At 70.7% G+C, this 26,597-nt stretch carries 39 protein-coding genes and 1 pseudogene; 38 read left to right on the top strand and 2 right to left on the bottom strand.

Annotated features, from left to right (window positions below):
• Positions 1-123 precede the first annotated feature (123 nt).
• From rpsL to IDM29_RS17095, 35 genes and pseudogenes are all read left to right on the top strand, one after another.
• Positions 124-495 (top strand): 30S ribosomal protein S12, encoded by a 372-nt coding sequence (gene rpsL, locus IDM29_RS00815; RefSeq protein ID WP_149204202.1) that lies wholly within the window; start codon positions 124-126, stop codon positions 493-495.
• A 1-nt stretch (position 496) separates the two neighbouring features.
• Positions 497-967, top strand: a complete 471-nt coding sequence (gene rpsG, locus IDM29_RS00810; protein WP_182112045.1) for a 30S ribosomal protein S7 — start codon at positions 497-499, stop codon at positions 965-967.
• 95 nt (positions 968-1,062) lie between these two features.
• Complete coding sequence (gene fusA / locus IDM29_RS00805; RefSeq protein WP_182112044.1) at positions 1,063-3,165, top strand: elongation factor G; 2,103 nt, start codon at positions 1,063-1,065, stop codon at positions 3,163-3,165.
• 119 nt (positions 3,166-3,284) lie between these two features.
• Positions 3,285-4,475 carry an elongation factor Tu gene (tuf, locus tag IDM29_RS00800; protein ID WP_182112043.1) on the top strand — a complete coding sequence of 397 codons (1,191 nt, stop codon included), beginning with the start codon at positions 3,285-3,287 and terminating at the stop codon, positions 4,473-4,475.
• Between the two features lie 413 nt (positions 4,476-4,888).
• Positions 4,889-5,197 (top strand): 30S ribosomal protein S10, encoded by a 309-nt coding sequence (gene rpsJ, locus IDM29_RS00795; RefSeq protein WP_019146773.1) that lies wholly within the window; start codon positions 4,889-4,891, stop codon positions 5,195-5,197.
• Positions 5,198-5,208: 11 nt separating this feature from the next.
• A complete protein-coding gene (gene rplC, locus IDM29_RS00790) occupies positions 5,209-5,871 on the top strand; it encodes a 50S ribosomal protein L3 (RefSeq protein ID WP_182112042.1) in 663 nt (220 codons plus the stop codon).
• Position 5,872: 1 nt separating this feature from the next.
• Entirely contained in the window at positions 5,873-6,571 is a 699-nt protein-coding gene (gene rplD, locus IDM29_RS00785; RefSeq protein WP_182112041.1) for a 50S ribosomal protein L4, read from the top strand.
• Positions 6,568-6,870: a 50S ribosomal protein L23 gene (gene rplW, locus IDM29_RS00780; protein ID WP_182112040.1), complete on the top strand. Its 303-nt coding sequence runs from the start codon at positions 6,568-6,570 to the stop codon at positions 6,868-6,870. The genes rplD and rplW overlap by 4 nt, the downstream gene beginning before the upstream one ends.
• 34 nt (positions 6,871-6,904) lie before the next feature.
• Positions 6,905-7,747, top strand: a complete 843-nt coding sequence (rplB, locus tag IDM29_RS00775; protein ID WP_182112039.1) for a 50S ribosomal protein L2 — start codon at positions 6,905-6,907, stop codon at positions 7,745-7,747.
• A 15-nt stretch (positions 7,748-7,762) separates the two neighbouring features.
• Positions 7,763-8,044, top strand: a complete 282-nt coding sequence (gene rpsS, locus IDM29_RS00770; protein WP_182112038.1) for a 30S ribosomal protein S19 — start codon at positions 7,763-7,765, stop codon at positions 8,042-8,044.
• Between the two features lie 64 nt (positions 8,045-8,108).
• A complete protein-coding gene (rplV, locus tag IDM29_RS00765; protein WP_182112037.1) occupies positions 8,109-8,477 on the top strand; it encodes a 50S ribosomal protein L22 in 369 nt (122 codons plus the stop codon).
• A complete protein-coding gene (gene rpsC / locus IDM29_RS00760; RefSeq protein WP_182112036.1) occupies positions 8,477-9,304 on the top strand; it encodes a 30S ribosomal protein S3 in 828 nt (275 codons plus the stop codon). Before rplV ends, rpsC begins: the two co-directional genes overlap by 1 nt.
• Before the next feature lie 2 nt (positions 9,305-9,306).
• A complete protein-coding gene (rplP, locus tag IDM29_RS00755; protein ID WP_182112035.1) occupies positions 9,307-9,726 on the top strand; it encodes a 50S ribosomal protein L16 in 420 nt (139 codons plus the stop codon).
• Positions 9,726-9,968, top strand: a complete 243-nt coding sequence (gene rpmC / locus IDM29_RS00750) for a 50S ribosomal protein L29 (RefSeq protein WP_182112034.1) — start codon at positions 9,726-9,728, stop codon at positions 9,966-9,968. The genes rplP and rpmC overlap by 1 nt, the downstream gene beginning before the upstream one ends.
• A 14-nt stretch (positions 9,969-9,982) precedes the next feature.
• On the top strand, positions 9,983-10,285 hold the full coding sequence (rpsQ, locus tag IDM29_RS00745) for a 30S ribosomal protein S17 (protein ID WP_182112033.1): 303 nt from the start codon (positions 9,983-9,985) through the stop codon (positions 10,283-10,285).
• Between the two features lie 139 nt (positions 10,286-10,424).
• The gene (gene rplN, locus IDM29_RS00740; RefSeq protein WP_182112032.1) at positions 10,425-10,793 is read left to right on the top strand and encodes a 50S ribosomal protein L14; all 369 of its coding nucleotides are present in this window, start codon (positions 10,425-10,427) and stop codon (positions 10,791-10,793) included.
• A 2-nt stretch (positions 10,794-10,795) separates the two neighbouring features.
• The gene (gene rplX / locus IDM29_RS00735; protein WP_182112031.1) at positions 10,796-11,137 is read left to right on the top strand and encodes a 50S ribosomal protein L24; all 342 of its coding nucleotides are present in this window, start codon (positions 10,796-10,798) and stop codon (positions 11,135-11,137) included.
• A complete protein-coding gene (rplE, locus tag IDM29_RS00730; protein ID WP_182112030.1) occupies positions 11,137-11,706 on the top strand; it encodes a 50S ribosomal protein L5 in 570 nt (189 codons plus the stop codon). The genes rplX and rplE overlap by 1 nt, the downstream gene beginning before the upstream one ends.
• A gap of 1 nt (position 11,707) precedes the next feature.
• Positions 11,708-11,893 (top strand): type Z 30S ribosomal protein S14, encoded by a 186-nt coding sequence (locus IDM29_RS00725; RefSeq protein ID WP_182112029.1) that lies wholly within the window; start codon positions 11,708-11,710, stop codon positions 11,891-11,893.
• A gap of 71 nt (positions 11,894-11,964) precedes the next feature.
• Positions 11,965-12,357: a 30S ribosomal protein S8 gene (gene rpsH, locus IDM29_RS00720; protein WP_182112028.1), complete on the top strand. Its 393-nt coding sequence runs from the start codon at positions 11,965-11,967 to the stop codon at positions 12,355-12,357.
• A 24-nt stretch (positions 12,358-12,381) separates the two neighbouring features.
• Positions 12,382-12,918: a 50S ribosomal protein L6 gene (rplF, locus tag IDM29_RS00715; protein ID WP_182112027.1), complete on the top strand. Its 537-nt coding sequence runs from the start codon at positions 12,382-12,384 to the stop codon at positions 12,916-12,918.
• Positions 12,919-12,920: 2 nt separating this feature from the next.
• On the top strand, positions 12,921-13,292 hold the full coding sequence (gene rplR, locus IDM29_RS00710) for a 50S ribosomal protein L18 (RefSeq protein ID WP_182114286.1): 372 nt from the start codon (positions 12,921-12,923) through the stop codon (positions 13,290-13,292).
• A gap of 43 nt (positions 13,293-13,335) precedes the next feature.
• Positions 13,336-13,974: a 30S ribosomal protein S5 gene (gene rpsE / locus IDM29_RS00705; RefSeq protein ID WP_182112026.1), complete on the top strand. Its 639-nt coding sequence runs from the start codon at positions 13,336-13,338 to the stop codon at positions 13,972-13,974.
• Positions 13,974-14,156, top strand: a complete 183-nt coding sequence (rpmD, locus tag IDM29_RS00700) for a 50S ribosomal protein L30 (protein WP_182112025.1) — start codon at positions 13,974-13,976, stop codon at positions 14,154-14,156. Before rpsE ends, rpmD begins: the two co-directional genes overlap by 1 nt.
• Before the next feature lie 2 nt (positions 14,157-14,158).
• A complete protein-coding gene (gene rplO, locus IDM29_RS00695; RefSeq protein ID WP_182112024.1) occupies positions 14,159-14,890 on the top strand; it encodes a 50S ribosomal protein L15 in 732 nt (243 codons plus the stop codon).
• A gap of 176 nt (positions 14,891-15,066) precedes the next feature.
• On the top strand, positions 15,067-16,365 hold the full coding sequence (secY, locus tag IDM29_RS00690; RefSeq protein ID WP_182112023.1) for a preprotein translocase subunit SecY: 1,299 nt from the start codon (positions 15,067-15,069) through the stop codon (positions 16,363-16,365).
• Entirely contained in the window at positions 16,362-16,952 is a 591-nt protein-coding gene (locus IDM29_RS00685; RefSeq protein ID WP_255491637.1) for an adenylate kinase, read from the top strand. The genes secY and IDM29_RS00685 overlap by 4 nt, the downstream gene beginning before the upstream one ends.
• Positions 16,953-16,965: 13 nt before the next feature.
• Positions 16,966-17,787: a type I methionyl aminopeptidase gene (gene map, locus IDM29_RS00680; protein ID WP_182112022.1), complete on the top strand. Its 822-nt coding sequence runs from the start codon at positions 16,966-16,968 to the stop codon at positions 17,785-17,787.
• Between the two features lie 235 nt (positions 17,788-18,022).
• Positions 18,023-18,244, top strand: coding sequence for a translation initiation factor IF-1 (gene infA, locus IDM29_RS00675; RefSeq protein ID WP_012867920.1), 222 nt, complete (start codon positions 18,023-18,025; stop codon positions 18,242-18,244).
• An 86-nt stretch (positions 18,245-18,330) separates the two neighbouring features.
• The gene (rpmJ, locus tag IDM29_RS00670; RefSeq protein WP_003956441.1) at positions 18,331-18,444 is read left to right on the top strand and encodes a 50S ribosomal protein L36; all 114 of its coding nucleotides are present in this window, start codon (positions 18,331-18,333) and stop codon (positions 18,442-18,444) included.
• Between the two features lie 205 nt (positions 18,445-18,649).
• Positions 18,650-19,030 (top strand): 30S ribosomal protein S13, encoded by a 381-nt coding sequence (gene rpsM / locus IDM29_RS00665; protein WP_182112021.1) that lies wholly within the window; start codon positions 18,650-18,652, stop codon positions 19,028-19,030.
• Between the two features lie 92 nt (positions 19,031-19,122).
• Entirely contained in the window at positions 19,123-19,527 is a 405-nt protein-coding gene (gene rpsK, locus IDM29_RS00660; protein ID WP_182112020.1) for a 30S ribosomal protein S11, read from the top strand.
• Positions 19,528-19,699: 172 nt separating this feature from the next.
• Entirely contained in the window at positions 19,700-20,701 is a 1,002-nt protein-coding gene (locus IDM29_RS00655) for a DNA-directed RNA polymerase subunit alpha (protein ID WP_182112019.1), read from the top strand.
• Between the two features lie 64 nt (positions 20,702-20,765).
• Positions 20,766-21,308, top strand: a complete 543-nt coding sequence (gene rplQ / locus IDM29_RS00650) for a 50S ribosomal protein L17 (RefSeq protein WP_182112018.1) — start codon at positions 20,766-20,768, stop codon at positions 21,306-21,308.
• A 108-nt stretch (positions 21,309-21,416) separates the two neighbouring features.
• A pseudogene (locus tag IDM29_RS17095) lies at positions 21,417-22,085 on the top strand (alpha/beta fold hydrolase); the annotation flags it as partial.
• 59 nt (positions 22,086-22,144) lie between these two features.
• On the opposite strand, the gene IDM29_RS16930 reads toward IDM29_RS17095, so the two are convergent.
• Positions 22,145-22,942: an ROK family protein gene (locus IDM29_RS16930; RefSeq protein ID WP_223147808.1), complete on the bottom strand. Its 798-nt coding sequence runs from the start codon at positions 22,940-22,942 to the stop codon at positions 22,145-22,147.
• A gap of 89 nt (positions 22,943-23,031) precedes the next feature.
• Between IDM29_RS16930 and truA the strand changes: the two genes are divergently transcribed.
• Positions 23,032-23,952 (top strand): tRNA pseudouridine(38-40) synthase TruA, encoded by a 921-nt coding sequence (gene truA / locus IDM29_RS00640; RefSeq protein WP_182114283.1) that lies wholly within the window; start codon positions 23,032-23,034, stop codon positions 23,950-23,952.
• Positions 23,953-24,027: 75 nt separating this feature from the next.
• On the opposite strand, the gene IDM29_RS00635 is transcribed toward truA, so the two are convergent.
• The gene (locus IDM29_RS00635; RefSeq protein WP_182112017.1) at positions 24,028-24,522 is read right to left on the bottom strand and encodes a DUF5709 domain-containing protein; all 495 of its coding nucleotides are present in this window, start codon (positions 24,520-24,522) and stop codon (positions 24,028-24,030) included.
• 60 nt (positions 24,523-24,582) lie between these two features.
• Here IDM29_RS00635 and IDM29_RS00630 point away from each other — a divergent pair, with 60 nt between their 5' ends.
• Positions 24,583-26,280, top strand: a complete 1,698-nt coding sequence (locus IDM29_RS00630; protein ID WP_182112016.1) for an ABC-F family ATP-binding cassette domain-containing protein — start codon at positions 24,583-24,585, stop codon at positions 26,278-26,280.
• Between the two features lie 31 nt (positions 26,281-26,311).
• A partial coding sequence (locus tag IDM29_RS00625) for a hypothetical protein (RefSeq protein ID WP_223147807.1) occupies positions 26,312-26,597 on the top strand: 286 nt, incomplete at its 3' end.

Below are 26,597 nucleotides of genomic sequence, written 5' to 3'. Positions count from 1 at the left end.
ACGCCCGGGTGCGTGGGTCGGAGTCGGCGGCGCAGGACGCAAGACCCCAGGTCCGGCACCGGCCGGACCTCATGACCGGCAATCGCCGGCCGACCAGAGTCAGACCGAGAAGACGGAGACGTAGTGCCCACGATCCAGCAGCTCGTGCGCAAGGGACGGACGTCCAAGACGACGTCGTCCAAGACGCCGGCCCTCAAGGGCAGCCCGCAGCGGCGCGGTGTGTGCACCCGCGTCTACACCACGACCCCGAAGAAGCCGAACTCCGCGCTGCGCAAGGTCGCACGCGTGAAGCTCTCGAGCCAGGTCGAGGTCACCGCGTACATCCCCGGCGTCGGCCACAACCTGCAGGAGCACTCGATCGTGCTCGTGCGCGGCGGCCGTGTGAAGGACCTCCCGGGCGTCCGCTACAAGATCGTCCGCGGTGCCCTCGACACCCAGGGCGTCAAGAACCGCAAGCAGGCGCGCAGCCGCTACGGCGCGAAGAAGGGTAACTGAGATGCCTCGTAAGGGTCCGGCCCCGAAGCGGCCGCTCATCGTCGACCCCGTCTACGGGTCGCCCGTCGTCACCCAGCTCGTCAACAAGGTCCTCCTCGACGGCAAGAAGTCCGTCGCGGAGTCGATCGTGTACGGCGCGCTCGAGGGTGCCCGCGAGAAGACCGGCGGCGACCCCGTCGTCGTCCTCAAGCGCGCGCTCGACAACGTGCGCCCGTCGCTCGAGGTCAAGTCCCGCCGCGTCGGTGGCGCGACCTACCAGGTCCCCGTCGAGGTCCGTCCCGTCCGCGCGACGACCCTCGCCCTGCGGTGGCTCGTCGACTACTCCCGCGCCCGCCGCGAGAAGACGATGACCGAGCGCCTCATGAACGAGATCCTGGACGCCTCGAACGGCCTCGGTGCCGCGGTCAAGCGCCGCGAGGACATGCACAAGATGGCCGAGTCGAACAAGGCCTTCGCGCACTACCGCTGGTAGTCCGCGGTCCCGGCGGGCGACCGTCGCTCGGCCGGGGACGGCCACCACAGGCCCGACCCGGCCATCACCGACTGCTCCAAGAAGGGCTTCACACCGTGGCACTTGACGTGCTGACCGACCTCAACAAGGTCCGCAACATCGGCATCATGGCGCACATCGACGCCGGCAAGACCACCACCACCGAGCGGATCCTGTTCTACACGGGGGTCAACTACAAGATCGGTGAGACGCACGACGGCGCCTCGACGATGGACTGGATGGAGCAGGAGCAGGAGCGCGGCATCACGATCACGTCGGCCGCGACGACCTGCTACTGGAAGGACAACCAGATCAACATCATCGACACGCCCGGCCACGTCGACTTCACGGTCGAGGTGGAGCGCTCGCTGCGTGTGCTCGACGGCGCCGTGGCGGTCTTCGACGGCAAGGAGGGTGTCGAGCCCCAGTCCGAGACGGTGTGGCGCCAGGCGGACAAGTACAACGTCCCGCGCATCTGCTTCGTCAACAAGATGGACAAGCTCGGCGCGGACTTCTACTTCACGGTCGACACGATCGTGAACCGCCTCAAGGCCAAGCCGCTGGTCATCCAGCTGCCGATCGGCTCGGAGAGCGAGTTCACGGGCGTCGTCGACCTGATCGAGCAGAAGGCGCTCGTCTGGCACGGCGAGACCAAGCTGGGCGAGGAGTACTCCGTCGAGGAGATCCCTGCCGACCTGGTCGAGAAGGCCGAGCAGTACCGCGCCGACCTCATCGAGGCCGTCGCGGAGGCGAGCGAGGAGCTGCTCGAGAAGTACCTCGGCGGCGAGGAGCTGACGGTCGAGGAGATCAAGGCGGGCATCCGCACGCTGACGATCACCTCGCAGGCCTACCCGGTGCTGTGCGGCTCGGCGTTCAAGAACAAGGGCGTCCAGCCCATGCTCGACGCGGTCATCGACTACCTGCCGTCGCCTCTCGACGTGCCGGCCATCGAGGGCCACGACGCCAAGGACCCCGAGCTCGTCGTCGAGCGCCACCCGGACGCGACGGAGCCGTTCTCGGCCCTGGCGTTCAAGGTCGCCTCGCACCCCTTCTTCGGCAAGCTGACGTACGTCCGCGTCTACTCGGGCAAGGTCCCCTCCGGTGCCCAGGTGGTCAACTCCACCAAGGGCAAGAAGGAGCGCATCGGGAAGCTCTTCCAGATGCACTCCAACAAGGAGAACCCGGTCGAGGAGGCCACGGCCGGCCACATCTACGCGTTCATCGGCCTCAAGGACGTCACCACGGGTGACACCCTGTGCGACCCGGCCGCGCCGGTCGTGCTCGAGTCGATGACCTTCCCGGAGCCCGTCATCGACGTGGCCATCGAGCCGAAGACGAAGGGCGACCAGGAGAAGCTGTCGGTCGCCATCCAGAAGCTCGCCGAGGAGGACCCGACCTTCCGCGTCAAGCTCGACGAGGAGACCGGCCAGACCGTCATCGGCGGCATGGGCGAGCTCCACCTCGACATCCTCGTCGACCGCATGCGGCGCGAGTTCAAGGTCGAGGCCAACGTCGGCAAGCCGCAGGTCGCGTACCGCGAGACGATCCGCCGCAAGGTGGAGAAGATCGACTACACGCACAAGAAGCAGACCGGTGGCTCCGGGCAGTACGCCAAGGTCCAGATGACCTTCGAGCCGCTCGAGGCCGAGGACGGCGAGCTGTACCAGTTCGTCAACGCCGTCACCGGTGGCCGCGTCCCGCGCGAGTACATCCCGAGCGTCGACGCCGGCATCCAGAGCGCGATGGAGCTCGGCGTCCTCGCCGGCTACCCGCTCGTCGGGATCAAGGCGACGCTGCTCGACGGTGCCGCTCACGACGTCGACTCCTCGGAGATGGCGTTCAAGATCGCCGGTTCGATGATCCTCAAGGAGGCGGTCCGCAAGGCGGACCCCGTGCTCCTCGAGCCCGTCATGGCCGTCGAGGTGCGTACCCCCGAGGACTACATGGGTGAGGTCATCGGCGACATCAACTCTCGCCGAGGCATGATCCAGTCCATGGAGGACGCGACGGGCGTCAAGGTCATCCGCGCGCTCGTCCCGCTGTCGGAGATGTTCGGCTACGTCGGCGACCTGCGTTCCAAGACGCAGGGCCGCGCGGTGTACTCGATGCAGTTCGACAGCTACGCCGAGGTCCCTCGTAATGTTGCCGAGGAGATCATCAAGAAGACCCGGGGCGAGTAGTCCCACAGGTCGTCAGCAAGTCCAGTTCCACCAACAACCTGTAGCGACCCGCACGCCCCGCAGGAGTCAGCCGGCACCTGCATCGTTCGGCGCAACTACCCAGTCCGAGGAGGACACCAGTGGCGAAGGCCAAGTTCGAGCGGACCAAGCCGCACGTCAACATCGGGACCATCGGTCACGTCGACCACGGCAAGACGACGCTGACCGCTGCCATCTCGAAGGTGCTGCACGACAAGTACCCCGACCTGAACCCCTTCACGCCGTTCGACGAGATCGACAAGGCGCCCGAGGAGAAGCAGCGCGGTATCACGATCAACATCGCGCACGTCGAGTACCAGACGGAGAAGCGTCACTACGCTCACGTCGACGCGCCCGGTCACGCGGACTACATCAAGAACATGATCACGGGTGCCGCGCAGATGGACGGCGCGATCCTCGTGGTCGCCGCGACGGACGGCCCCATGGCCCAGACGCGTGAGCACGTGCTGCTCGCCCGCCAGGTCGGCGTGCCGTACCTGCTGGTGGCGCTCAACAAGTCCGACATGGTCGACGACGAGGAGATCCTCGAGCTCGTCGAGATGGAGGTGCGCGAGCTCCTCTCCTCGCAGGGCTTCGACGGCGACAACGCCCCCGTCGTGCGCGTCTCGGGCCTCAAGGCGCTCGAGGGCGACCCGACCTGGGTCAAGTCCGTCGAGGACCTGCTCGAGGCTGTCGACGAGTCCGTGCCGGAGCCGGTGCGTGACATGGACAAGCCGTTCCTCATGCCGATCGAGGACGTCTTCACCATCACGGGCCGTGGCACCGTCGTGACCGGCAAGGTCGACCGCGGCAAGCTCGCGATCAACTCCGAGGTCGAGATCGTCGGCATCCGCCCGGCGCAGAAGACCACGGTCACGGGCATCGAGATGTTCCACAAGCAGATGGACGAGGCGTGGGCCGGCGAGAACTGCGGCCTCCTGCTCCGTGGCATCAAGCGTGAGGACGTCGAGCGCGGCCAGGTCGTCGTGAAGCCGGGTTCGATCACGCCCCACACCAACTTCGAGGCCCAGGTCTACATCCTGGCCAAGGACGAGGGTGGGCGTCACAACCCCTTCTACTCGAACTACCGCCCGCAGTTCTACTTCCGCACCACGGACGTCACCGGCGTCATCACGCTGCCCGAGGGCACCGAGATGGTCATGCCGGGCGACAACACCGAGATGTCGGTCGAGCTGATCCAGCCGATCGCCATGGAGGAGGGCCTCGGATTCGCCATCCGTGAGGGTGGCCGGACCGTCGGCTCGGGCCGTGTGACGAAGATCATCAAGTGATGTGAGCGGGGGCCCGGGCGTCAGCCCGGGCCCTCGCCATGTCCGGCAGCTGTGCGGCGCGGCTGTGACCTGCGCCACGGGACCCCGAGTTGGTGATCGGGGCCCTGCAATGGCACACTGTTCAGGTTGCCCGGCGCCGCCGTGCGCTGCGCTTTGCTGGGAGCCGTCCTCGGGACGGGTTCTCCGAGGCGCGGTGGTCAGGCGAGGGGCCGGCAGCCACGTACGAACGACAGACGTTGAGGACCAGGTGCCTCGCCCGCAGCATCACCGCGGGTGACGGGAGCCGGGTCCACACAGCATCCAACGACCTCGCTCCTCACGGTGCGCAGCGCGAAGGTATGTCGCCAAGAGCGACACGCCCGAGTGCGGGGGTCGGACAGCTAGCGGTTCGAGAGAGAGAGTCAGACGACGCCATGGCGGGACAGAAGATCCGCATCCGGCTCAAGTCCTACGACCACGAGGTCATCGACAGCTCGGCGCGCAAGATCGTCGACACGGTGACACGCGCTGGTGCGACGGTCGTGGGTCCGGTGCCGCTGCCGACCGAGAAGAACGTGTTCGTGGTGATCCGGTCGCCTCACAAGTACAAGGACAGCCGCGAGCACTTCGAGATGCGCACCCACAAGCGCCTCATCGACATCATCGATCCCACGCCGAAGGCGGTCGACTCGCTCATGCGACTCGACCTGCCCGCGGACGTGAACATCGAGATCAAGCTCTGAGGGAGATCACGATGACCACTCTTCCCCAGAACGCGAAGCCCGTCACGGCGGTGCTGGGCACCAAGCTCGGCATGACGCAGGTGTGGGACGAGGCCGGGCGCCTCGTCCCGGTCACCGTCGTGCAGGTCGGCACCAACGTGGTGACGCAGGTGCGCGACGCCGACACCGACGGCTACACCGCGGTCCAGCTGGCCTACGGGCCTATCGACCCGCGCAAGGTGAGCCAGCCCCTCAAGGGCCACTTCGAGAAGGCGGGTGTCACGCCGCGGCGCCACCTCGCCGAGATCCGCACCTCCGACGCCGGCGAGTTCGTGCTCGGCCAGGAGATCACGGCCGAGGCCTTCACGGCCGGCCAGCGGGTCGACGTCGTGGGCACCACCAAGGGCAAGGGCACCGCCGGTGTCATGAAGCGTCACGGCTTCTCCGGCGTCGGCGCCTCCCACGGTGCGCACCGCAACCACCGCAAGGCCGGCTCGATCGGCGGCGCGTCGACGCCCTCGCGCGTCTTCAAGGGTCTGCGCATGGCCGGTCGTATGGGCCACGTCCGTCAGACCACCCAGAACCTGACCGTTCACGCGGTCGACGTCGAGCGGGGTCTCCTGCTCGTCAAGGGCGCCGTTCCCGGCCCCAAGAACGGCGTCGTCCTCGTGCGTAGTGCCGCGAAGGGGGCGTGACATGACGACGCTGACCGTTGACGTGCTGGACGCCACGGGCAAGAAGGCCGGCACCGCCGAGCTTCCTGCCGAGGTGTTCGACGTCCAGACGAACGTCCCGCTGATCCACCAGGTCGTGGTGGCCCAGCTCGCCGCGGCGCGGCAGGGCACCCACTCCACGCTGCGGCGCGGCGAGGTCTCCGGCGGTGGCCGCAAGCCCTACAAGCAGAAGGGCACCGGCCGCGCCCGTCAGGGTTCGACCCGCGCTCCTCAGTTCGCCGGTGGTGGCGTGGTGCACGGCCCGAAGCCGCGTGACTACAGCCAGCGCACGCCCAAGAAGATGAAGGCGGCCGCCCTGCGCGGCGCGCTCTCGGACCGCGCCCGCGCGGGCCGCGTGCACGTCGTCGAGGGCTTCGCCATCGACGGTGGCGTGCCGTCGACGCGCACGGCGATCTCGACGCTCGCCGCGATCTCGCAGCGGCGCCACGTCCTCGTGGTGCTCGAGCGGGGCGACGAGGCCAGCTGGAAGTCGCTGCGCAACGCGGAGCAGGTCCACCTGCTCCTCGCGGACCAGCTCAACACCTACGACGTGCTCGTCTCCGACGACGTCGTCTTCACCCGTGGCGCGCTCGAGGCCTTCCTCGCTCGCCCGACGGGAAAGGCGGCCAAGGCCGTCGCGACGTCGACCGAGGCCGAGCAGGACGCTGAGGAGACGAAGTGACCACCGTGAACAAGGACCCGCGCGACATCCTGATCTCGCCGGTCGTCTCCGAGAAGAGCTACAGCCTCCTGGACGAGGGCAAGTACACCTTCGTGGTGGACCCCCGCGCCAACAAGACGGAGATCAAGATCGCCGTCGAGCAGGTGTTCGACGTCGAGGTCGCCTCGGTGAACACGATCAACCGCAAGGGCAAGTCGCGGCGGACGAAGTTCGGCCTGGGCAAGCGCAAGGACACCAAGCGGGCGATCGTCACGCTGCGCTCGGGCACCATCGACATCTTCGGCGGACCGGTCGGCTGACGCCGGACCGACGAGACACAAGGGACTGACCTCCATGGGAATCCGCAAGTACAAGCCGACGACGCCCGGGCGCCGCGGCTCGAGCGTGGCCGACTTCGTCGAGATCACGCGTTCCGAGCCCGAGAAGTCGCTGGTCCGGCCGCTGCACAAGACCGGTGGCCGCAACAGCACCGGTCGCGTGACCATGCGCCACCAGGGCGGCGGGCACAAGCGTGCCTACCGCGTGATCGACTTCCGTCGCCACGACAAGGACGGCGTGCCGGCCAAGGTCGCGCACATCGAGTACGACCCCAACCGCACGGCGCGCATCGCGCTCCTGCACTACGCGGACGGCGAGAAGCGCTACATCATCGCGCCGAACAAGCTGTCGCAGGGTGACGTGGTCGAGGCCGGAGCCGGCGCTGACATCAAGCCCGGCAACAACCTGCCGCTGCGCAACATCCCGACCGGTACCGTCATCCACGCCATCGAGCTCAAGCCCGGTGGCGGCGCGAAGATGGCGCGGTCGGCCGGCGTGTCCGTGCAGCTCGTCGCCAAGGACGGGCCGTACGCCCAGCTGCGTCTGCCCTCGGGCGAGATCCGCAACGTCGACCTGCGCTGCCGCGCGACGGTCGGCGAGGTGGGCAACGCCGAGCAGTCGAACATCAACTGGGGCAAGGCCGGCCGCATGCGGTGGAAGGGCAAGCGCCCCTCCGTCCGCGGTGTCGCGATGAACCCGATCGACCACCCGCACGGTGGTGGTGAGGGCAAGACGTCCGGTGGTCGTCACCCGGTGAGCCCCTGGGGCCAGCCGGAGGGCCGCACGCGCCGTCCGAACAAGCCGAGCGACAAGCTCATCGTCCGTCGCCGGCGTTCCGGCAAGAACAAGAAGCGCTGAGAAGGAGCCTGACACATGCCTCGCAGCCTGAAGAAGGGCCCCTTCGTCGACGGGCACCTTCAGAAGAAGGTCGACGTCCAGAACGAGAAGGGGACCAAGACGGTCATCAAGACCTGGTCCCGGCGCTCGATGATCACGCCGGACTTCCTCGGCCACACGTTCGCCGTGCACGACGGTCGCAAGCACGTCCCGGTCTTCGTGACCGAGTCGATGGTCGGCCACAAGCTCGGCGAGTTCGCCCCCACGCGGACCTTCCGCGGCCACGAGAAGGACGACCGCAAGGGTCGTCGTCGCTGACCTCGCGGTCACCGACGACACTCGTGCGGGACGTCATCCACTGACAGAAGAAGGCAGGACAGCAATGGAAGCCAAGGCGCAGGCGCGGTTCGTCCGTGTCACGCCCCAGAAGGCCCGGCGCGTCGTGGACCTCATCCGTGGCAAGCAGGCCGAGCAGGCCGTCGCGACGCTGAAGTTCGCGCCGCAGGCTGCGGGGGAGACGGTCCTCAAGGTCGTCGAGAGCGCGATCGCGAACGCCCGCGTCAAGGCGGACCGCGCGAACGTGGCGTTCGACGTCTCGACGCTCGTGGTCTCCGCGGCGTACGTGGACGAGGGCCCGACCCTCAAGCGATTCCGCCCGCGTGCCCAGGGGCGCGCGAGCCAGATCCTCAAGCGCACGAGCCACATCACCGTGGTCGTGGCGCCGGTCGAGAAGAAGGAGAGGACCCGATAGTGGGACAGAAGGTCAACCCGCACGGGTACCGCCTCGGCATCACCACCGACCACCGGTCGCGCTGGTTCGCCGACAGCACCAAGCCCGGGCAGCGCTACCGCGACTACGTGCGCGAGGACGTCCAGATCCGCAAGCTGATGTCGACGGGCCTCGAGCGCGCCGGCATCGCCAAGGTCGAGATCGAGCGCACCCGCGACCGCGTCCGCGTGGACATCCACACGGCGCGTCCGGGCATCGTCATCGGCCGCCGCGGCGCCGAGGCGGACCGCATCCGCGGTGAGCTCGAGAAGCTCACGGGCAAGCAGGTCCAGCTCAACATCCTCGAGGTCAAGAACGCCGAGATCGAGGCGCAGCTGGTCGCGCAGGGCATCGCCGAGCAGCTCGCGAGCCGTGTCTCCTTCCGCCGGGCGATGCGCAAGGGCATGCAGTCCGCCCAGCGCGCCGGTGCCAAGGGCATCCGGGTCCAGTGCTCGGGCCGTCTCGGCGGCGCCGAGATGAGCCGGTCGGAGTTCTACCGCGAGGGCCGCGTGCCCCTGCACACGCTCCGCGCGAACATCGACTTCGGCCTCTTCGAGGCGAAGACGACGTTCGGCCAGATCGGTGTCAAGGTCTGGATCTACAAGGGCGACATGACCGAGAAGGAGTTCGCTCGCGAGCAGGCCACGGCCGGCCCGCGTGCGCCCCGTGGTGGCCCCCGTGGCGACCGTGGGGACCGTCCGGCTCGTGGTCCGCGCCGTGACCGTGCCGAGGGCGCGTCCGAGGCTCCGGCCCAGCCGGCCGCCGCTGCCGCTCCCGCCGGCGAGGCTTCGACCGGAACGGAGGCCTGAGCATGCTGATCCCGCGCAGGCTCAAGCACCGCAAGCAGCACCACCCGTCGCGCTCGGGCCAGGCGACCGGTGGGACCGCGATCTCGTTCGGCGACTACGGCATCCAGGCTCTCGAGCCCGCCTACGTCACGAACCGCCAGATCGAGGCTGCTCGTATCGCCATGACCCGCCACATCAAGCGTGGTGGCAAGGTCTGGATCAACATCTACCCTGACCGTCCGCTGACCAAGAAGCCGGCGGAGACCCGCATGGGTTCCGGTAAGGGTTCCCCCGAGTGGTGGATCGCGAACGTCAAGCCGGGCCGCGTGCTCTTCGAGCTCGCCGGTGTCCCGGAGCCCCTCGCCCGTGAGGCGATGCGGCGTGCGATGCACAAGCTCCCGATGAAGTGCCGGTTCGTGGTGCGCGAGGGTGGTGGCAACTGATGGCTATCGGTTCCAAGGAGCTTGCTCCGACCGAGCTGGACGGCAAGGACGACGACGCGCTCGTCGCCGAGCTGAAGAAGGCCAAGGAGGAGCTGTTCAACCTCCGCTTCCAGTCCGCGACCGGGCAGCTCGAGAGCCACGGTCGGCTGAAGGCCGTGCGTCGTGACATCGCGCGGATCTACACGATCCTGCGCGAGCGTGAGCTCGGCATCCGTACCGCGCCCAGCGCCAGCGCTGAGTGAGCGAGAGGTCTGACATGAGCAGCAACGAGAACGCAGCGGCGGCGACCGCGGAGACGACCACGGCAGCGCGCCCGTACCGCAAGACGCGGCGCGGCTACGTGGTCAGCGACAAGATGGACAAGACCGTCGTGGTCGAGGTCGAGGACCGGGTCAAGCACCCGCTCTACGGCAAGGTCATCCGGCGGACGAGCAAGGTCAAGGCGCACGACGAGGCCAACGCGGCCGGCGCGGGCGACCTGGTCCTCATCATGGAGACCCGCCCGCTGTCCGCCACGAAGCGGTGGCGTGTGGTGGAGATCCTGGAGAAGGCGAAGTAGTCCTGCAGGCACGTGCCCCGGGCGACCGGGGCACGGACCAGCGGGTCACCGACCAGCGGCCCGACCACACACATCCGTTCGGCAAGGCTCGCCTGCGAGCAGCGCAGCGAGAACCAGCAGACGACAGGAGTAGGGAAAGATGATCCAGCAGGAGTCGCGACTCAAGGTCGCCGACAACACGGGGGCGAAGCAGATCCTCTGCATCCGTGTTCTCGGTGGCTCTGGCCGTCGCTACGCCGGAATCGGCGACGTCATCGTCGCGACCGTCAAGGACGCCATCCCCGGGGGCAACGTCAAGAAGGGCGATGTCGTCAAGGCCGTGATCGTGCGCACCACCAAGGAGCGCCGCCGGCCCGACGGTTCGTACATCAAGTTCGACGAGAACGCCGCCGTGATCCTCAAGGGCGACGGCGAGCCTCGCGGCACCCGCATCTTCGGCCCGGTGGGCCGCGAGCTGCGCGACAAGAAGTTCATGAAGATCATCTCGCTGGCGCCGGAGGTGCTCTGACCATGGCCAAGATCAAGAAGGGCGACCTCGTCGTCGTCATCTCGGGCCGCGACCGCGGCAAGCAGGGACGGGTGCTCGAGGTCGTCAAGGACTCCGACCGCGTCATCGTCGAGGGCGTGCAGCGGGTGACCAAGCACGTCAAGGCGGGGCAGTCGAGCCGCGGCGCGCGCACGGGTGGCATCGAGACCGTCGAGGCCCCGATCCACGTGAGCAACGTCATGCTGGTCGACCCGGAGACCAAGAAGGGCACCCGGGTGGGCTACCGCACCGAGCAGATCGAGCGCGACGGCCGCACCCGCAACGTCCGGGTCCGCGTGGCCAAGCGTTCCGGTAAGGACATCTGATGAGCACCGAGACTGTCGAGAAGACCACCCCGCGGCTCAAGGCTCGCTACGCCGAGGAGATCCTCCCCGCGCTGCGCGAGGAGTTCAGCCACGAGAACGTGAACCAGGTCGCGCGCCTGGTCAAGATCGTCGTCAACATGGGCGTCGGCGAGGCCGCGCGTGACTCGAAGCTGATCGAGGGCGCCATCAAGGACCTCACGGCGATCACCGGCCAGAAGCCGCAGGTCACCAAGGCCCGCAAGTCGATCGCCCAGTTCAAGCTGCGCGAGGGCATGCCGATCGGCGCGCACGTCACGCTGCGCGGCGACCGGATGTGGGAGTTCGCGGACCGCCTGGTCTCGCTCGCGCTCCCGCGCATCCGCGACTTCCGCGGCCTGTCGCCCAAGCAGTTCGACGGCCACGGCAACTACACCTTCGGCCTCACGGAGCAGGTGATGTTCCACGAGATCGACCCCGACCGTACGGACCGGGTGCGCGGTATGGACATCACGGTCGTGACGACCGCGACCACCGACGACGAGGGCCGCTCGCTGCTCCGCCGTCTGGGCTTCCCCTTCAAGGAGAACTGACATGGCGAAGACTGCCCTGATCCAGAAGGCGGCGCGCAAGCCGAAGTTCGCCGTGCGCGCGTACAGCCGGTGCCAGCGGTGCGGACGCCCGCACTCCGTGTACCGCAAGTTCGGCCTCTGCCGCATCTGCCTGCGCCAGATGGCGCACCGCGGCGAGCTTCCCGGTGTGACCAAGAGCAGCTGGTAACGACGACGCCGTAGGTCCGGCGCGCACGAGCGCGTACGGATACCGCGGCGAGGAAGGGCGACAGCCCGATGATGACTGACCCGATCGCAGACATGCTCACCCGTCTGCGGAACGCGAACTCCGCGTACCACGACTCCGTGACGATGCCCTACAGCAAGCTCAAGGGACACATCGCGGACATCCTCAAGGCCGAGGGCTACATCGCCGGCTGGTCCGTCGAGGACGCCCCCGTGGGCAAGAGCCTCACGATCCAGCTGAAGTTCGGCCCCAACCGCGAGCGGTCGCTCGCCGGCGTGCGCCGCGTGTCCAAGCCGGGCCTGCGTGTCTACGCGAAGTCGACCAACCTGCCCCGCGTGCTGGGCGGCCTCGGCGTGGCGATCCTGTCCACGTCCTCCGGCCTGCTCACCGACAAGCAGGCCGCCAAGAAGGGCGTGGGTGGGGAAGTCCTCGCCTACGTCTGGTAACCCGAGAACCGAGAGGAGAAGACCATGTCTCGAATCGGCAAGGTCCCCGTCCCGGTCCCGGCCGGCGTGGACGTGAGCATCGACGGCGCAGAGGTGACGGTCAAGGGCCCCAAGGGCACCCTGACGCACACCGTCCCCGCGCCCATCAAGGTCGCCCAGGACGACGGCACCCTCGTGGTGACGCGCCCGGACGACGAGCGCGCCTCGCGCTCGCTGCACGGACTGACCCGCACCCTGCTGGCCAACCTGGTCGTGGGCGTGACCGAGGGCTACACCAAGCGCCTCGAGATCGTCGGCACCGGTTACCGCGTGACGGCCAAGGGCTCGGACCTCGAGTTCGCCCTCGGCTTCAGCCACCCGGTCGTCGTCTCGGCCCCGGCCGGCATCACGTTCGCGGTCGAGGCGCCCACGCGCTTCTCGGTGAGCGGGATCGACAAGCAGCAGGTCGGTGAGGTCGCCGCGAACATCCGCAAGATCCGCAAGCCCGAGCCCTACAAGGGCAAGGGTGTGCGCTACGCGGGCGAGGTCGTCCGCCGCAAGGCCGGAAAGGCTGGTAAGTGACGATGGCACTCACGATCCGTGGCAAGGGCAAGTCCGTCGCGCGTGCGCGCCGCCACCTGCGCCTGCGCAAGAAGGTCTCCGGCACCCCCGCCCGTCCGCGTCTGGTGGTCTCGCGCTCGTCCCGCCACATGGTGGCGCAGGTCGTCGACGACACCGTCGGCCGCACGCTGGTGTCGGCCTCGACGCTCGAGGTCGACCTGCGTGGGCTCGAGGCCGACAAGACCGCCAAGGCGCGTCGCGTCGGCGAGCTGATCGCCGAGCGCGCCAAGGCGGCCGGTGTCGAGGCCGTCGTGTTCGACCGGGGCGGCAACAAGTACCACGGGCGGGTCGCGGCTGTCGCCGACGGTGCCCGCGAGGGCGGTCTGGTCCTGTGACCGCGACCCGAGTCCTGTCCGTACGGAAGCAGAGGAAGCACTGATGGCTGCACCGCAGCGCAGCAACACGGGCGCCCAGGGCGGCGCCGGCGGTGACCGCCGCGACGGCGGTCGTCGTGACGGCGGCGGCCGTCGTGGAGACGCCGCCGAGAAGAGCGCCTTCGTCGAGCGAGTGGTCACCATCAACCGGGTGTCCAAGGTCGTCAAGGGTGGACGTCGCTTCAGCTTCACGGCGCTCGTCGTCGTGGGCGACGGTGACGGCACCGTCGGCGTCGGCTACGGCAAGGCCAAGGAGGTCCCCGCGGCGATCGCCAAGGGTGTCGAGGAGGCGAAGAAGAGCTTCTTCCGCGTCCCCCGCATCCAGGGCACCATCCCGCACCCGATCACGGGTGAGGCCGCCGCGGGCGTCGTCTTCCTGCGCCCCGCGTCCCCGGGTACCGGTGTCATCGCCGGTGGTCCGGTCCGCGCGGTGCTGGAGTGCGCCGGCATCCACGACGTCCTGTCCAAGTCCATGGGCTCGACCAACGCGATCAACATCGTGCACGCCACGGTGGCCGCGCTGCGTGGGCTCGAGGAGCCCGAGGCCGTGGCCGCCCGCCGTGGCCTGTCGCTCGAGCACGTGGCCCCGGCCTCGATGCTGCGGGCGCGTGCCGAGGGCCTCGCCGCGAAGGCAGGTGCCTGATGGCCCGGCTCAAGGTGACCCAGACCAAGTCCGCCATCGGCGGCAAGCAGAACCAGCGCGACACGCTGCGGACCCTCGGCCTCAAGCGCATCGGCGACGTCGTCGTCAAGGAGGACCGTCCTGAGATCCGCGGCATGGTCGCCACGGTGACCCACCTGGTCACCGTCGAGGAGGTCGAGTGACCATGGCAGAGACCAAGAAGGACAAGGACGCGACGGCCGCTGAGGCGCCCGCCAAGAAGTCCACCAAGAAGGCCGCTGCCGGGGAGGGGACGGCCAAGGCCGCCTCGACCAAGGCGGCCTCCAAGGCGAAGGCCCCCAAGGCCGAGTCGGCGGCGGCGGCCGAGAAGCCCGCCAAGGCCCCCAAGGCCACGAAGGCGGCTGCGGCGGACAAGCCGGCGACGACGGCGAAGGCGTCGAGCACGGCGTCGTCCAGGTCCAAGGCCTCGGGCAGCGCCACGACGGCCGGTGCCGGCGGCACGCTCAAGGTCCACCACCTGCGTCCGGCCCCCGGCGCCCACACCGCGAAGACCCGTGTCGGTCGCGGTGAGGCGTCGAAGGGCAAGACGGCCGGTCGCGGCACCAAGGGCTCCAAGGCCCGGTACCAGGTGCCCGAGCGCTTCGAGGGTGGGCAGATGCCCATGCACATGCGCCTGCCGAAGCTGCGCGGGTTCAAGAACCCGTTCCGCACGGAGTACCAGGTCGTCAACCTCGACAAGCTCGCGATGCTCTACCCCAAGGGTGGGGACGTCACGGTCGAGGACCTCGTGGCCAAGGGCGCGGTCCGCAAGGGCCAGCCGGTCAAGGTGCTCGGCGACGGCGACCTGAGCGTCAAGCTCACGGTCTCCGTGCAGAAGGTCTCGGCCTCCGCGGCCGAGAAGATCGTCGCCGCCGGCGGCACGATCACCCAGGACTGAGCAGGGGCAGGGGCCGGGTTGCGTTCGCGACCCGGCCCCTGTGCCGTCCGGTGACAGACCTCGGTTAGGGTTCCCAGGGGTCGCGTCCGGTGCGGGCGTGCACCTCGCGGGGCGAGGGGCCCGGCGCCGGGCTGGCCGGCACGACGACACCGCCCGCGGGCGGAGCAGGAGGACAGGTGCTCAGCGCATTCGCCCGGGCGTTCCGGACCCCAGATCTGCGGCGCAAGCTGCTCTTCACGATCGCGATCATGGCGATCTTCCGGGTCGGCTCGTTCATCCCGACGCCCGGCGTCGACTACCGCAACGTGCAGCAGTGCGTCGAGGAGTCGCAGAACGCGAACGACCTCCTCGGGCTCATCAACCTCTTCAGCGGCGGCGCGCTGCTCCAGCTGGCGGTGTTCGCGCTCGGGATCATGCCGTACATCACCGCGAGCATCATCACCCAGCTGCTGCGCGTGGTGATCCCCCACTTCGAGGCCCTCCACAAGGAGGGTCAGGCCGGTACCGCGCGACTGACGCAGTACACGCGCTACCTGACGATCGGCCTCGCGATCCTGCAGTCGACGACGATCATCACGGTCGCGCGCAACGGCCTGCTCTTCCAGGGCTGCAGCGTGCCGGTGATCCCGAACGACGGCATCGTGACCCTCCTGCTCATGATCGTCACGATGACGGCGGGCACGGCGCTGATCATGTGGCTCGGCGAGCTCATCACCGAGCGCGGCATCGGCAACGGCATGTCCCTGCTGATCTTCACGCAGATCGCGGCGACGTTCCCGACCGCCATGTGGTCGATCGCGGGCGGCGACAACGGCTTCATGAAGTTCGCGATCGTGATGCTCGTGATCATCCTGGTGATCGGGCTCGTCGTGTTCGTGGAGCAGTCCCAGCGGCGGATCCCGGTCCAGTACGCGAAGCGCATGGTCGGACGCAAGATGTACGGCGGCTCCAGCACCTACATCCCGATCAAGATCAACATGTCCGGCGTCATCCCGGTGATCTTCGCGTCGTCGCTCCTGGCCATCCCGGGGCTCGCGGCCCAGTTCGGCGACCAGAACGCGGCGTGGGTGCAGTGGGTGATCGTGAACCTCGCGGCTCCGGACGCGCCGCTCAACATCGCGCTCTACATCGTCCTGATCATCTTCTTCGCCTACTTCTACACGGCCATCACGTTCAACCCGGACGAGGTCGCCGACAACATGAAGAAGTACGGCGGCTTCATCCCCGGCATCCGTGCCGGGCGTCCGACGGCGGAGTACCTCGACTACGTGATCTCGCGGATCACGCTGCCGGGGTCGATCTACCTCGCGTTCGTCGCGATGATCCCGCTGTTCGCGTTCATCCTCCTCGACGTCGGCACCAACATCCCGTTCGGCGGTGCCTCGATCCTCATCGTGGTCGGCGTCGGCATGGAGACGGTCAAGCAGATCGAGTCGCAGCTCCAGCAGCGGCACTACGAGGGGTTCCTGAGGTGACGGCACGACTGGTGATCATGGGCCCGCAGGGCGCCGGCAAGGGCACGCAGGCCGCGCGCCTGGCCGAGCGGCTCGGCGTCCCGGCGATCTCGACCGGTGACATCTTCCGCGCGAACATCAAGGGCGGCACCGAGCTCGGTGTGCTCGCGCAGTCGTACACGGCCCGCGGCGAGCTGGTCCCGGACTCGGTGACGAACGACATGGTGCGCGACCGCCTGGCGCAGGAGGACGTCCGCGAGGGCTTCATCCTCGACGGGTACCCCCGCAACGCGGCGCAGGTGGCGGAGCTCGACGCGATCCTCGCCGAGAGCGGGCTCGCCCTGGACGCGGTCGTCGAGCTCGCGGCGGACCGCGACGAGCTGCTGGCGCGGCTCGCCAAGCGCGCCGCGATCGAGGGGCGCGAGGACGACACCCCCGAGTCGATCGCCCGTCGCCTGGACATCTACGCCGAGCAGACGGCGCCCCTGACGTCGGCGTACGAGACGCGCGGGCTCCTCGTGCGCGTCGACGGCATCGGCGGCATCGACGAGGTCACGGAGCGGCTCGTCGCGGCGCTGGACGGCGCCCTGCTGCGCGGGACGGTCTGACGGAGGCATGGGCATGTTCGGTCGCGACCGGATCGAGTACAAGACGGCGGACCAGGTGCAGGCCATGCGCCGGGCCGGCCTCGTCGTGGCCGACGCCCACGCGGCGGTCCGCGAGGCCGTCCGACCGGGCCTGACCACGGCGGACCTGGACCAGATCGCGGCCGCGGTGATCCGTGACGCCGGGGCGACGCCGTCGTTCCTCGGGTACCACGGCTACCCCGCGACGCTGTGCGTCTCGGTCAACGACGAGATCGTGCACGGGATCCCGGGGTCGCGCGTGCTCGAGCCGGGCGACGTCGTCTCGGTCGACTGCGGTGCCGTCGTGGACGGCTGGCACGGCGACGCGGCCTTCACCGTCGTGCTGGACGACGCGGACCCCGCGGACGTCGCGCTGAGCGAGACCACCGAGCGCGCCATGTGGGCCGGCATCGCCGCCCTGGCGACGGGGGAGCGGCTCGCCGTCGTCGGCGACGCCGTCGAGGACGTGGTGGCGAGCGCGCCGGTGACCTACGGGATCGTGCAGGAGTACGTCGGGCACGGGATCGGCACGGCGATGCACCAGCCGCCCGAGGTCCTCAACTACCGGGCCCGGGACAAGGGGCCCAAGCTGCGTCCCGGCCTGTGCGTGGCGATCGAGCCGATGCTCACGCGGGGCTCGCGACTGACCGAGGTCCTCGAGGACGACTGGACCGTCGTCACCGAGGACGGGTCGCGCGCGGCGCACTGGGAGCACACCGTGGCCATCGGCCCCGAGGGCATCTGGGTGCTCACGGCCGCGGACGGCGGAGCCGAACGGCTCGCGGAGTGGGGCGTCACCGTCACCCCGTGGCAGTGATCCGTGGCACCTCGTGCGCGGTTCCCGAAGTGGTGAACGTGCCGTAGGATAGCCCGTTGGGTGCGTGTGCCCCCGATGTCGGTCCGTGCGTCCCCGTGACGCCACCACCGGCGGCGGGACGCCCGGGCCCGAATCCCAGCTCGACGACCCGCGCTCCGGCGTGGGCCACCGCACCACGGCCAGCCGTGGTGGGGGCGGGCAGGGGCGTCGTGTCGTCACAGAGTTAGCGGAGGAAATGGCAAAGAAGGACGGTGTCATCGAGATCGAGGGCAGCGTGGTCGAGGCCCTGCCGAACGCGATGTTTCGCGTGGAGCTGGCCAACGGTCACAAGGTGCTCGCCCACATCTCGGGCAAGATGCGTCAGCACTACATCCGGATCCTCCCCGAGGACCGGGTGGTCGTTGAGCTGAGCCCGTACGACCTGTCCCGCGGCCGGATCGTCTACCGCTACAAGTAGTCCGCCGGTGGCCGCGAGGTCACCCCCGATCGACACTGCCGCCCGTCGCACGCTCGTGCGCGCGTGCGGTGGCGGAGGAACGAGCAATGAAGGTCAAGCCCAGCGTCAAGAAGATCTGCGACAAGTGCAAGGTGATCCGCCGGCACGGTCGCGTGATGGTCATCTGCGACAACCTGCGCCACAAGCAGCGCCAGGGCTGAGTCCCCGGCGTCCCGGCCCCGAGCCGGGAGCAGGTCGACGTGGTCGACCACCGGCACCGCACCCGCGGTGACCGGGACAGCGCACGGTCAGCGCTCCTGGCCGGACCCCCGGGTCCGGCAGGCGCAACCCCCGGTCGGAGGCCGGGGCCCGCAGCAGCGGGAGGACCGTGCGGAGGACCTCCGACGCAGTACAGGAGTCATCTGGATGGCACGTCTCGTCGGCGTCGACCTCCCCCGCGACAAGCGGCTCGAGGTTGCGCTCACCTACATCTACGGCGTCGGCCGCACGCGCGCGCAGCAGACGCTCGCCGCGACGGGCATCAGCCCCGACCTTCGCGTCAAGGACCTCGGCGACGCCGAGCTCGTCGCCCTGCGCGACTACCTCGAGGGCAACTACCGCCTCGAGGGTGACCTCCGCCGCGAGGTCGCGGCCGACATCCGCCGCAAGGTCGAGATCGGCAGCTACGAGGGCATCCGGCACCGCCGCGGGCTGCCCGTGCGCGGTCAGCGGACCAAGACCAACGCCCGCACCCGCAAGGGTCCGAAGCGCACCGTGGCCGGCAAGAAGAAGGCCGGGCGCAAGTAGCCAGCAGTCCGGGCGTGAGCACCGGGCGGTGACGCCACAGGTCGCTCGCAGTGCTCCCCGGTCCGACGACCTCAGACCTCGAGAAGGAAGACATGCCTCCCAAGACCCGCACCTCGGCGGCGCGCAAGCCGCGCCGCAAGGAGAAGAAGAACATCGCCGTGGGCGTCGCCCACATCAAGAGCACCTTCAACAACACCATCGTGTCGATCACCGACCCGTCCGGTGCCGTCGTCGCCTGGGCCTCGTCCGGCCAGGTCGGCTTCAAGGGCTCGCGCAAGTCCACGCCGTTCGCGGCGCAGCTCGCGGCCGAGGCGGCCGCCCGCCGCGCGCAGGAGCACGGCATGAAGAAGGTCGACGTCTTCGTCAAGGGTCCCGGCTCCGGCCGTGAGACCGCGATCCGCTCGCTCCAGGCCACAGGCCTGGAGGTCGGCTCGATCCAGGACGTGACGCCCCAGGCGCACAACGGCTGCCGTCCGCCGAAGCGCCGCCGCGTCTGACACCGCCACCCACCGGGTGGGCGGACCGTGCCCCGGCGCGGTCCGCCCACCGGTGCGTGCGGCGCCGCAACCGCGCCGGACCGCTCGACCCGTAGGACCCTGACCGGTGGACAGAGACCGGCAGGCACACGTGATGCGTCATATGGCGGACGCACACTGAGAGGAACACACCGTGCTCATCGCACAGCGCCCCACCCTGACCGAAGAGGTCGTCTCCGAGCACCGCTCGCGGTTCGTCATCGAGCCGCTCGAGCCCGGCTTCGGCTACACCCTCGGCAACTCCCTGCGCCGGACGCTCCTGTCGTCCATCCCGGGTGCTGCCGTGACGTCCATCCGCATCGACGGCGTGCTGCACGAGTTCAGCACCGTCAGCGGGGCCAAGGAGGACGTCACCGAGATCATCCTCAACATCAAGGAGCTCGTCGTCTCCTCGGAGAACGACGAGCCCGTCGTGATGTACCTGCGCAAGCAGGGTCCGGGCGCCGTCACGGCCGCGGACATCACGCCGCCGGCCGGTGTCGAGGTGCACAACCCCGACCTGCACATCGCGACGCTGAACGCCAAGGGCAAGCTCGAGGTCGAGCTCACGGTCGAGCGCGGCCGTGGCTACGTCTCGGCGCAGCAGAACAAGTCGTACGAGGCCGAGATCGGCCGCGTCCCGATCGACTCGATCTACTCGCCCGTCCTCAAGGTGACCTACAAGGTCGAGGCGACCCGTGTCGAGCAGCGCACGGACTTCGACAAGCTCATCGTCGACGTCGAGACCAAGGCCGCGATCACGCCGCGCGACGCGCTGGCCTCCGCCGGCAAGACGCTGGTCGAGCTGTTCGGCCTGGCGCGCGAGCTCAACGTCGAGGCCGAGGGCATCGAGATCGGCCCGTCGCCGACGGACGCCGCGCTCGCCGCCGACCTGGCGCTGCCGATCGAGGAGCTGCAGCTCACGATCCGCTCGTACAACTGCCTCAAGCGCGAGGGCATCCACTCGGTGGGCGAGCTCGTGGCGCGCAGCGAGGCGGACCTCCTGGACATCCGCAACTTCGGCGCGAAGTCGATCACGGAGGTCAAGGAGAAGCTCGCCGGGCTCGGCCTGTCGCTCAAGGACAGCCCGATCGACTTCGACCCCTCCACCGCCGACTACTACGACGGTGACTTCACCGAGGACGAGCTGTCCTGACGCCGTGGCGGACCGGCCCCGTGCGGTCGGTCCGGTGATCTTCGAGAACTGAGGAGTACAGACCATGCCTACGCCCACCAAGGGTCCGCGGCTCGGCGGCGGTCCGGCGCACGAGCGGCTCATGCTCGCCAACCTGGCGACGAGCCTGTTCGAGCACCGCCGGATCACGACCACCGAGACCAAGGCGAAGCGGCTCCGCCCGCTCGCCGAGCGTCTCATCACGTTCGCCAAGCGCGGGGACCTGCACGCGCGCCGCCGCGTCCTGGCGACCGTGCGGGACAAGAGCGTCGTGCACGAGCTCTTCACGGAGATCGCGCCCGCCATGGCCGAGCGTCAGGGTGGCTACACGCGCATCACCAAGATCGGCTCCCGCAAGGGCGACAACGCCCCCATGGCGGTCATCGAGCTCGTCATGGAGCCGGTGAGCCCGAAGCAGGCGACCGTGCGCGAGGCCGAGAAGGCCACGAAGAAGGCCGCGCCGAAGAAGGCCGCGCCGGCCGCCGCGCCCGCCGAGGAGGTCCAGGACACGACCGACGTCCAGGACACCACGGACGAGCCGACGACGGCCGAGGAGGCCACGCAGGACGAGGACGCCGCCAAGGCCTGACCTCGCGACGCGTGTCGCAGCACGACGCAGGGCCCGGACCGTCACGGTCCGGGCCCTGCGTCGTTCCCGGCGGCCGTCGCCCGCGGAGGCCTGACGTAGGGTGGTGACGTGACGACGCCACCGGTCCCGGTGCTCCTGCTGCACGGCGCGCGAGCCTCGCGCACCATGTGGCGCGCGCAGGTCGAGGCGCTCGAACGCTCCGGGCGTCGCGCCCTGGCGATCGACCTGCCCGGGCACGGCCGGCGACGCGGCGAGACGTTCACGGTGGAGTCCAGCCTCGCGGCGGTCGACGACGGGATCGCCGAGCTCGGCGGGCGTGTGCTGCTGGTCGGTCTGTCGCTGGGCGGGTACGTCGGCATCGCCGCGGCCGCGCGGCGTCCCGACGGGGTCGCGGGGCTCGTGGCCGCGGGCTGCAGCACCGTGCCGGACATCCCCGTGACGGGCGCCTGGGAGCGCCTCGCGCGGATCATCGCGCGGCTGCCCGACCAGGGCGCGCGGCTGAACCAGCTCGCCGTGGACCGGGCGCTGCCGCGGCAGGCGGCGCTCGACCTGGCCGAGGGTGGTTACGCGCTCGACGTCATGGTCGACATGCTCGGCGCGGTGCGGCGGCTCCGGCCGCTCGAGGACCTCGCGACGCTGCGGTGCCCGGTCTGGGTCGTCAACGGGGCGTGGGACCACTTCCGGACCCAGGAGCGCTCGTACGTGGCCGCGTGCCCGACGGCGCGGCTCGTCACGATCCCGCGCGCGACGCACCTCGTCAGCCTCGTCCGCCCGGTCGAGTTCAACCGCGTGCTGCTCGCGGCGGCCGCCGAGGTGGACGCCGTCGAGGCCGCGGCTCAGCCAGGGGGTGCGGACCGGTCGCCGGGGGAGCGCAGCGACCACGCCCGGACCCCGCCGACGATGCCCGCGGAGTTCGGCACGACCACGACGTCGTCGCCCAGGGCGGCGAGCACCGCCGGGCGCACGAGGCGACCGTTGCCGCCGCCCAGGTAGAGCCGGTCCCACAGGACCACGGGCCGCAGACCCTCGATCGCGCGGCGCACGCGGCGCGACCACGGCCCGTCGCCGAGGCGGCGCCGCTCGTGCTCGCCCAGGTACGCGTCGTAGGTGGTGCCGCGCCGCACGGGGGCGTGGGAGAGCTCCAGGTGCGGGGCCAGGGCGCCGCCGTCGAACAGCGCCGAGCCGAGGCCGGTGCCCAGGGTGAGGACGAGCTCGAGACCGCTGCCGGACACGACGCCCGCGCCGTGCACCTCGGCGTCGTTGAGCACCAGGACGGGGTGCCCGAGGGCGCGCCGCAGGGCGGACTCCATGTCCACGCCCGCCCACGCGGCGACGAGGTCGGGGTCCACCCGGGTCCGGGGGCCCGCGGTGGTCACGTAGTGCGGGGTGGCGATGACGACGCCGTGCCGGATCATGCCGGGCATGCCCACGGTCGTGCGGTCGGCCGGCGGGAGGGACGCGGCCAGCTCCACGACGGTGCTCACGAGCCGCTCGGGGGGGAGCGGGTACGGGGTCGGGACGCGCACCGGCGGGACGTGCATCGTGCCCGCGGCGTCGAGCACGGAGACCTTGATGCCCCCGCCGCCGCAGTCGACCGCGAGCGTGCGCGGGCCGGGCGCCGAGGAGGTGGTCACCCGGCGACAGTAGCGGCGGCTAGCGTGGCGCCGTGAGTGCCGATCCGCTGCCCGACGCCGTGACGACCGATGCCGTGACCCTCGACGCCGTGTCCCGCGAGGCCGGGGCCCCCGACGGGCCCTCCGGCGCGACGGCGACCCTGCGGGTGCGCCTCGACCTGGCGTACGACGGCACGGAGTTCGCCGGCTGGGCCACCCAGCCCGGGCTGCGCACGGTGCAGGGCACGCTCGAGGCCGCCCTCGGGACCGTCCTGCGCTGCCCGCCGCCGCGCCTGACGGTGGCCGGCCGGACCGACGCGGGCGTGCACGCGCGCGGGCAGGTGGCGCACGTGGACCTCGACCCCGCGGCGTGGGACGCCGTGCGCGGGCGCATGACGAGCGAGCCCGGGGAGGCGCTCGTGCGCAGACTCGCCGGCGTGCTGCCGCCCGACGTGGTCGTGCACCGGGCGGCGCCCGCGGCCCCGGGCTTCGACGCGCGGTTCTCCGCGCTGCACCGGCGCTACGCGTACCGGATCGCCGACGACCCGGCGCGCGTGGACCCGCTGCGTCGCCACCTCGTCGTGCGCCACCGCGTGGCCCTGGACGCCGCGGCGATGCAGGAGGCGGCGGCGGCGCTCGTCGGGCGGCACGACTTCGCGGCCTTCTGCCGGCCGCGGGAGGGGGCCACGACGATCCGCACCCTGCAGGTGCTCACCGTCGAGCGCCCCGCGCACGGCCCCGACGTCGGCCTCGTGGTGGTGGGCGTGCAGGCCGACGCCTTCTGCCACAGCATGGTGCGCGCGCTCGTGGGCGCGCTGACGGCCGTGGGGGATGGGCGCCGCCCGGCGGACTGGCCCGCCGGGCTGCTCGCCAGCGGCCGGCGCGAGGGCGTCGTGGCCCCCGCAGGCGGGCTGTGCCTGGAGGAGGTGGCGTACCCGCCCGACGCGGAGCTCGCGGCGCGCGCGGCACGGACCCGGGCCCGCCGCGCGGGCGCCGACGCCGCGAGCGGACCGGCCGCCCGGACGAGCTGAGACGCACGACGCCCCGGCGCGGACCGTGGGGTCCTCGCCGGGGCGTCGTCGTGGTTGCGCGGCGGCCGTGGGCTCCTACTGGATGCGCTCGGTGGTGACGGGCCCCGCGGGCGGGACCTCGCCGTCGTCGGACGTGGCGCCCCGGGCGTCCAGCTCCTCGTCGACGACGTGCACGGCGGCCTCCTCGGCGGTGGCCGCGCTGCCCGCGATCCCGACGTCCTGCGCCATGACGCTCGTCGCCGCAGCACCCGAGGGCTCCGAGTCGGCGGCCTCGAGGCGACCGGCCCGGTCGGGCTCGTCGGAGGAGGGGCGCGGCTCGTCCTGCGTCTCCCAGACGTCGGGCACCTCCTGCGCGAGGCGCTCGTCGAGCGTCTCGCCCTCGAGCTGCTCGACCTCCGTCTCGAGGCGGTGGTACTGGGGCCGGCGCTCGGGCGGCGAGTAGCCCTCGTCGAGGATGCTGTCGACGCCGCGGTCCAGGAGCGTGTCGTCCTGCTGCAGCTGGTTGGTGTCGCCCTCCGCCGCGCTCTCCGGGTCGGGCATGGTCGCGCTGGTGTCGCCATACGTGCTCATGGCCCTACCGTCGCACCGGCCGCGTCCTGACGCATCCGGACCTGCGGGAGACTGGACGTCATGGGACACCTGGACCTCAGCGGCATCGGCTACGTGCTGCCCGACGGCCGGCCGCTGCTCGCGGGCGTGGACCTGCGGGTCGGCGAGGGTGCGCGGGTCGCGCTCGTCGGACCGAACGGGGCCGGCAAGACGACCCTCCTGCGGATCGCGGCCGGCGACGAGGCGCCCCACGCCGGCACGGTGTCCCGCAGCGGCGGCCTCGGCGTCATGCGGCAGCACGTCGGCCGGATCGCGGACGAGCGGTCGGTGCGGGACCTCCTGGCATCCCTCGCGCCCGCGGCGGTCCGCGACGCCGCCGCGGAGCTCTCCGCCTCGGAGCTGGCGATGCTGGAGACCGACGACACCCCCACCCAGATGCGGTACGCGCAGGCGCTGGCCGACTGGGCCGACGTCGGCGGGTACGACGCCGAGGTCGGCTGGGAGCGCGTGACCGAGGCCGTCCTGTCGCTGCCGTTCGAGCGCGCGCAGCACCGTGAGGTGCGCACGCTGTCCGGAGGGGAGCAGAAGCGGCTCGTCCTGGAGGCGCTCCTGCGCGGGCCCGACGAGGTCCTCCTGCTCGACGAGCCCGACAACTACCTCGACGTGCCGGCCAAGCGGTGGCTCGAGGACGCCCTGGTCGCCTCGGGCAGGACGGTCCTGTTCGTCAGCCACGACCGCGAGCTGCTCTCGCGCACCGCGACGCATGTCGCGAGCATCGAGCCGTCCGTCGCCGGCTCGACGATCTGGGTGCACGGAGCCGGCTTCGCGACCTTCGGCGAGGCGCGTGCGGCCCGCGTCGCGCGCGCCGAGGAGCTGACGCGCCGCTGGGAGGAGGAGCACGCGAAGCTGCGTGACCTCGTCCACACGCTCAAGACCAGGGCCGCCTTCAACGACGGCCTGGCCTCGCGGTACTCCGCGGCGCAGACGCGCCTGCGCAAGTTCGAGGAGGCCGGCCCGCCGCCCCTGCTGGCGCGCGAGCAGGACGTGCGGGTGCGCCTCGTCGGCGGCCGCACCGCCAAGCGCGCCGTCGTCGCCGAGCGCCTCGAGCTCACCGGGCTCATGCGCCCGTTCGACGCGGAGCTCTGGTTCGGGGAGCGCGTCGCCGTGCTCGGCTCCAACGGCTCGGGCAAGTCGCACTTCCTGCGCCTGCTCGCGGCCGGCGGCACCGACCCGGACCGCGAGCACGCGCCGGTGCACGAGGGTGCTCCCGCCGGCTCCCGGCCGGCGGCCGTGGCGCACACCGGCCGCGTCACGCTCGGCTCCCGGGTGCGGCCGGGGTGGTTCGCGCAGAACGACATGCACCCCGAGCTCGCGGACCGCACCCTGCTCGAGATCCTGCACCGGGGCGAGGGCAGTCGCATGGGCATGGGACGCGAGCAGGCGAGCAAGGCGCTCGACCGGTACGAGCTCGTGGCCGCGGCCGAGCAGCGCTACGGGACCCTGTCGGGCGGCCAGCAGGCCAGGTTCCAGATCCTCCTGCTCGAGCTGGGCGGGGCGACCCTCCTGCTCCTCGACGAGCCCACCGACAACCTCGACCTGCACTCGGCCGAGGCGCTCGAGCGCGGGCTGGCCGCCTTCGAGGGCACCGTCGTGGCGGTGACCCACGACCGCTGGTTCGCGCGCGGCTTCGACCGGTTCCTGGTGTTCGGCGCCGACGGCGAGGTGCTGGAGACCGTCGAGCCGGTCTGGGACACCGGACGGGTGCAGCGCGTGCGCTGACCGCGACCCCGTCGTCGGCTACGGTCGCCCCGTGGTCGTCCTGCGCTGGCTCCGGGTCGTGGTGGTCGGCCTCGTGCTCGGCTGGCTCGTGGGTCTCGCCGCCGCCGGACCCATGCCGCTGCTGATGCCCGTGCTGCAGCCGGCGAACGAGGTCGCCGGCGCCCTGGTCGCCCTCGGCCCGGTCGCGCTCCTCGTGTGGTCGTGGTCGGCGAGCCGCTCGGCCCTCCTCGCGCTCGCGGGCGGGGTCCCGTCGCCCGCGGACGGCGCCGACGTGCTCGCGGTCGCGGCGGTGGCCCGCGCCGCCGGCGTCGCGCCCC

The sequence above is a fragment of the Actinotalea sp. JY-7885 genome, assembly GCF_014525465.1.
GTDB lineage: Bacteria > Actinomycetota > Actinomycetes > Actinomycetales > Cellulomonadaceae > Actinotalea.
Note: the sequence above shows the minus strand (reverse complement) of the source record. Positions and strands in the feature narration are given on the sequence as shown.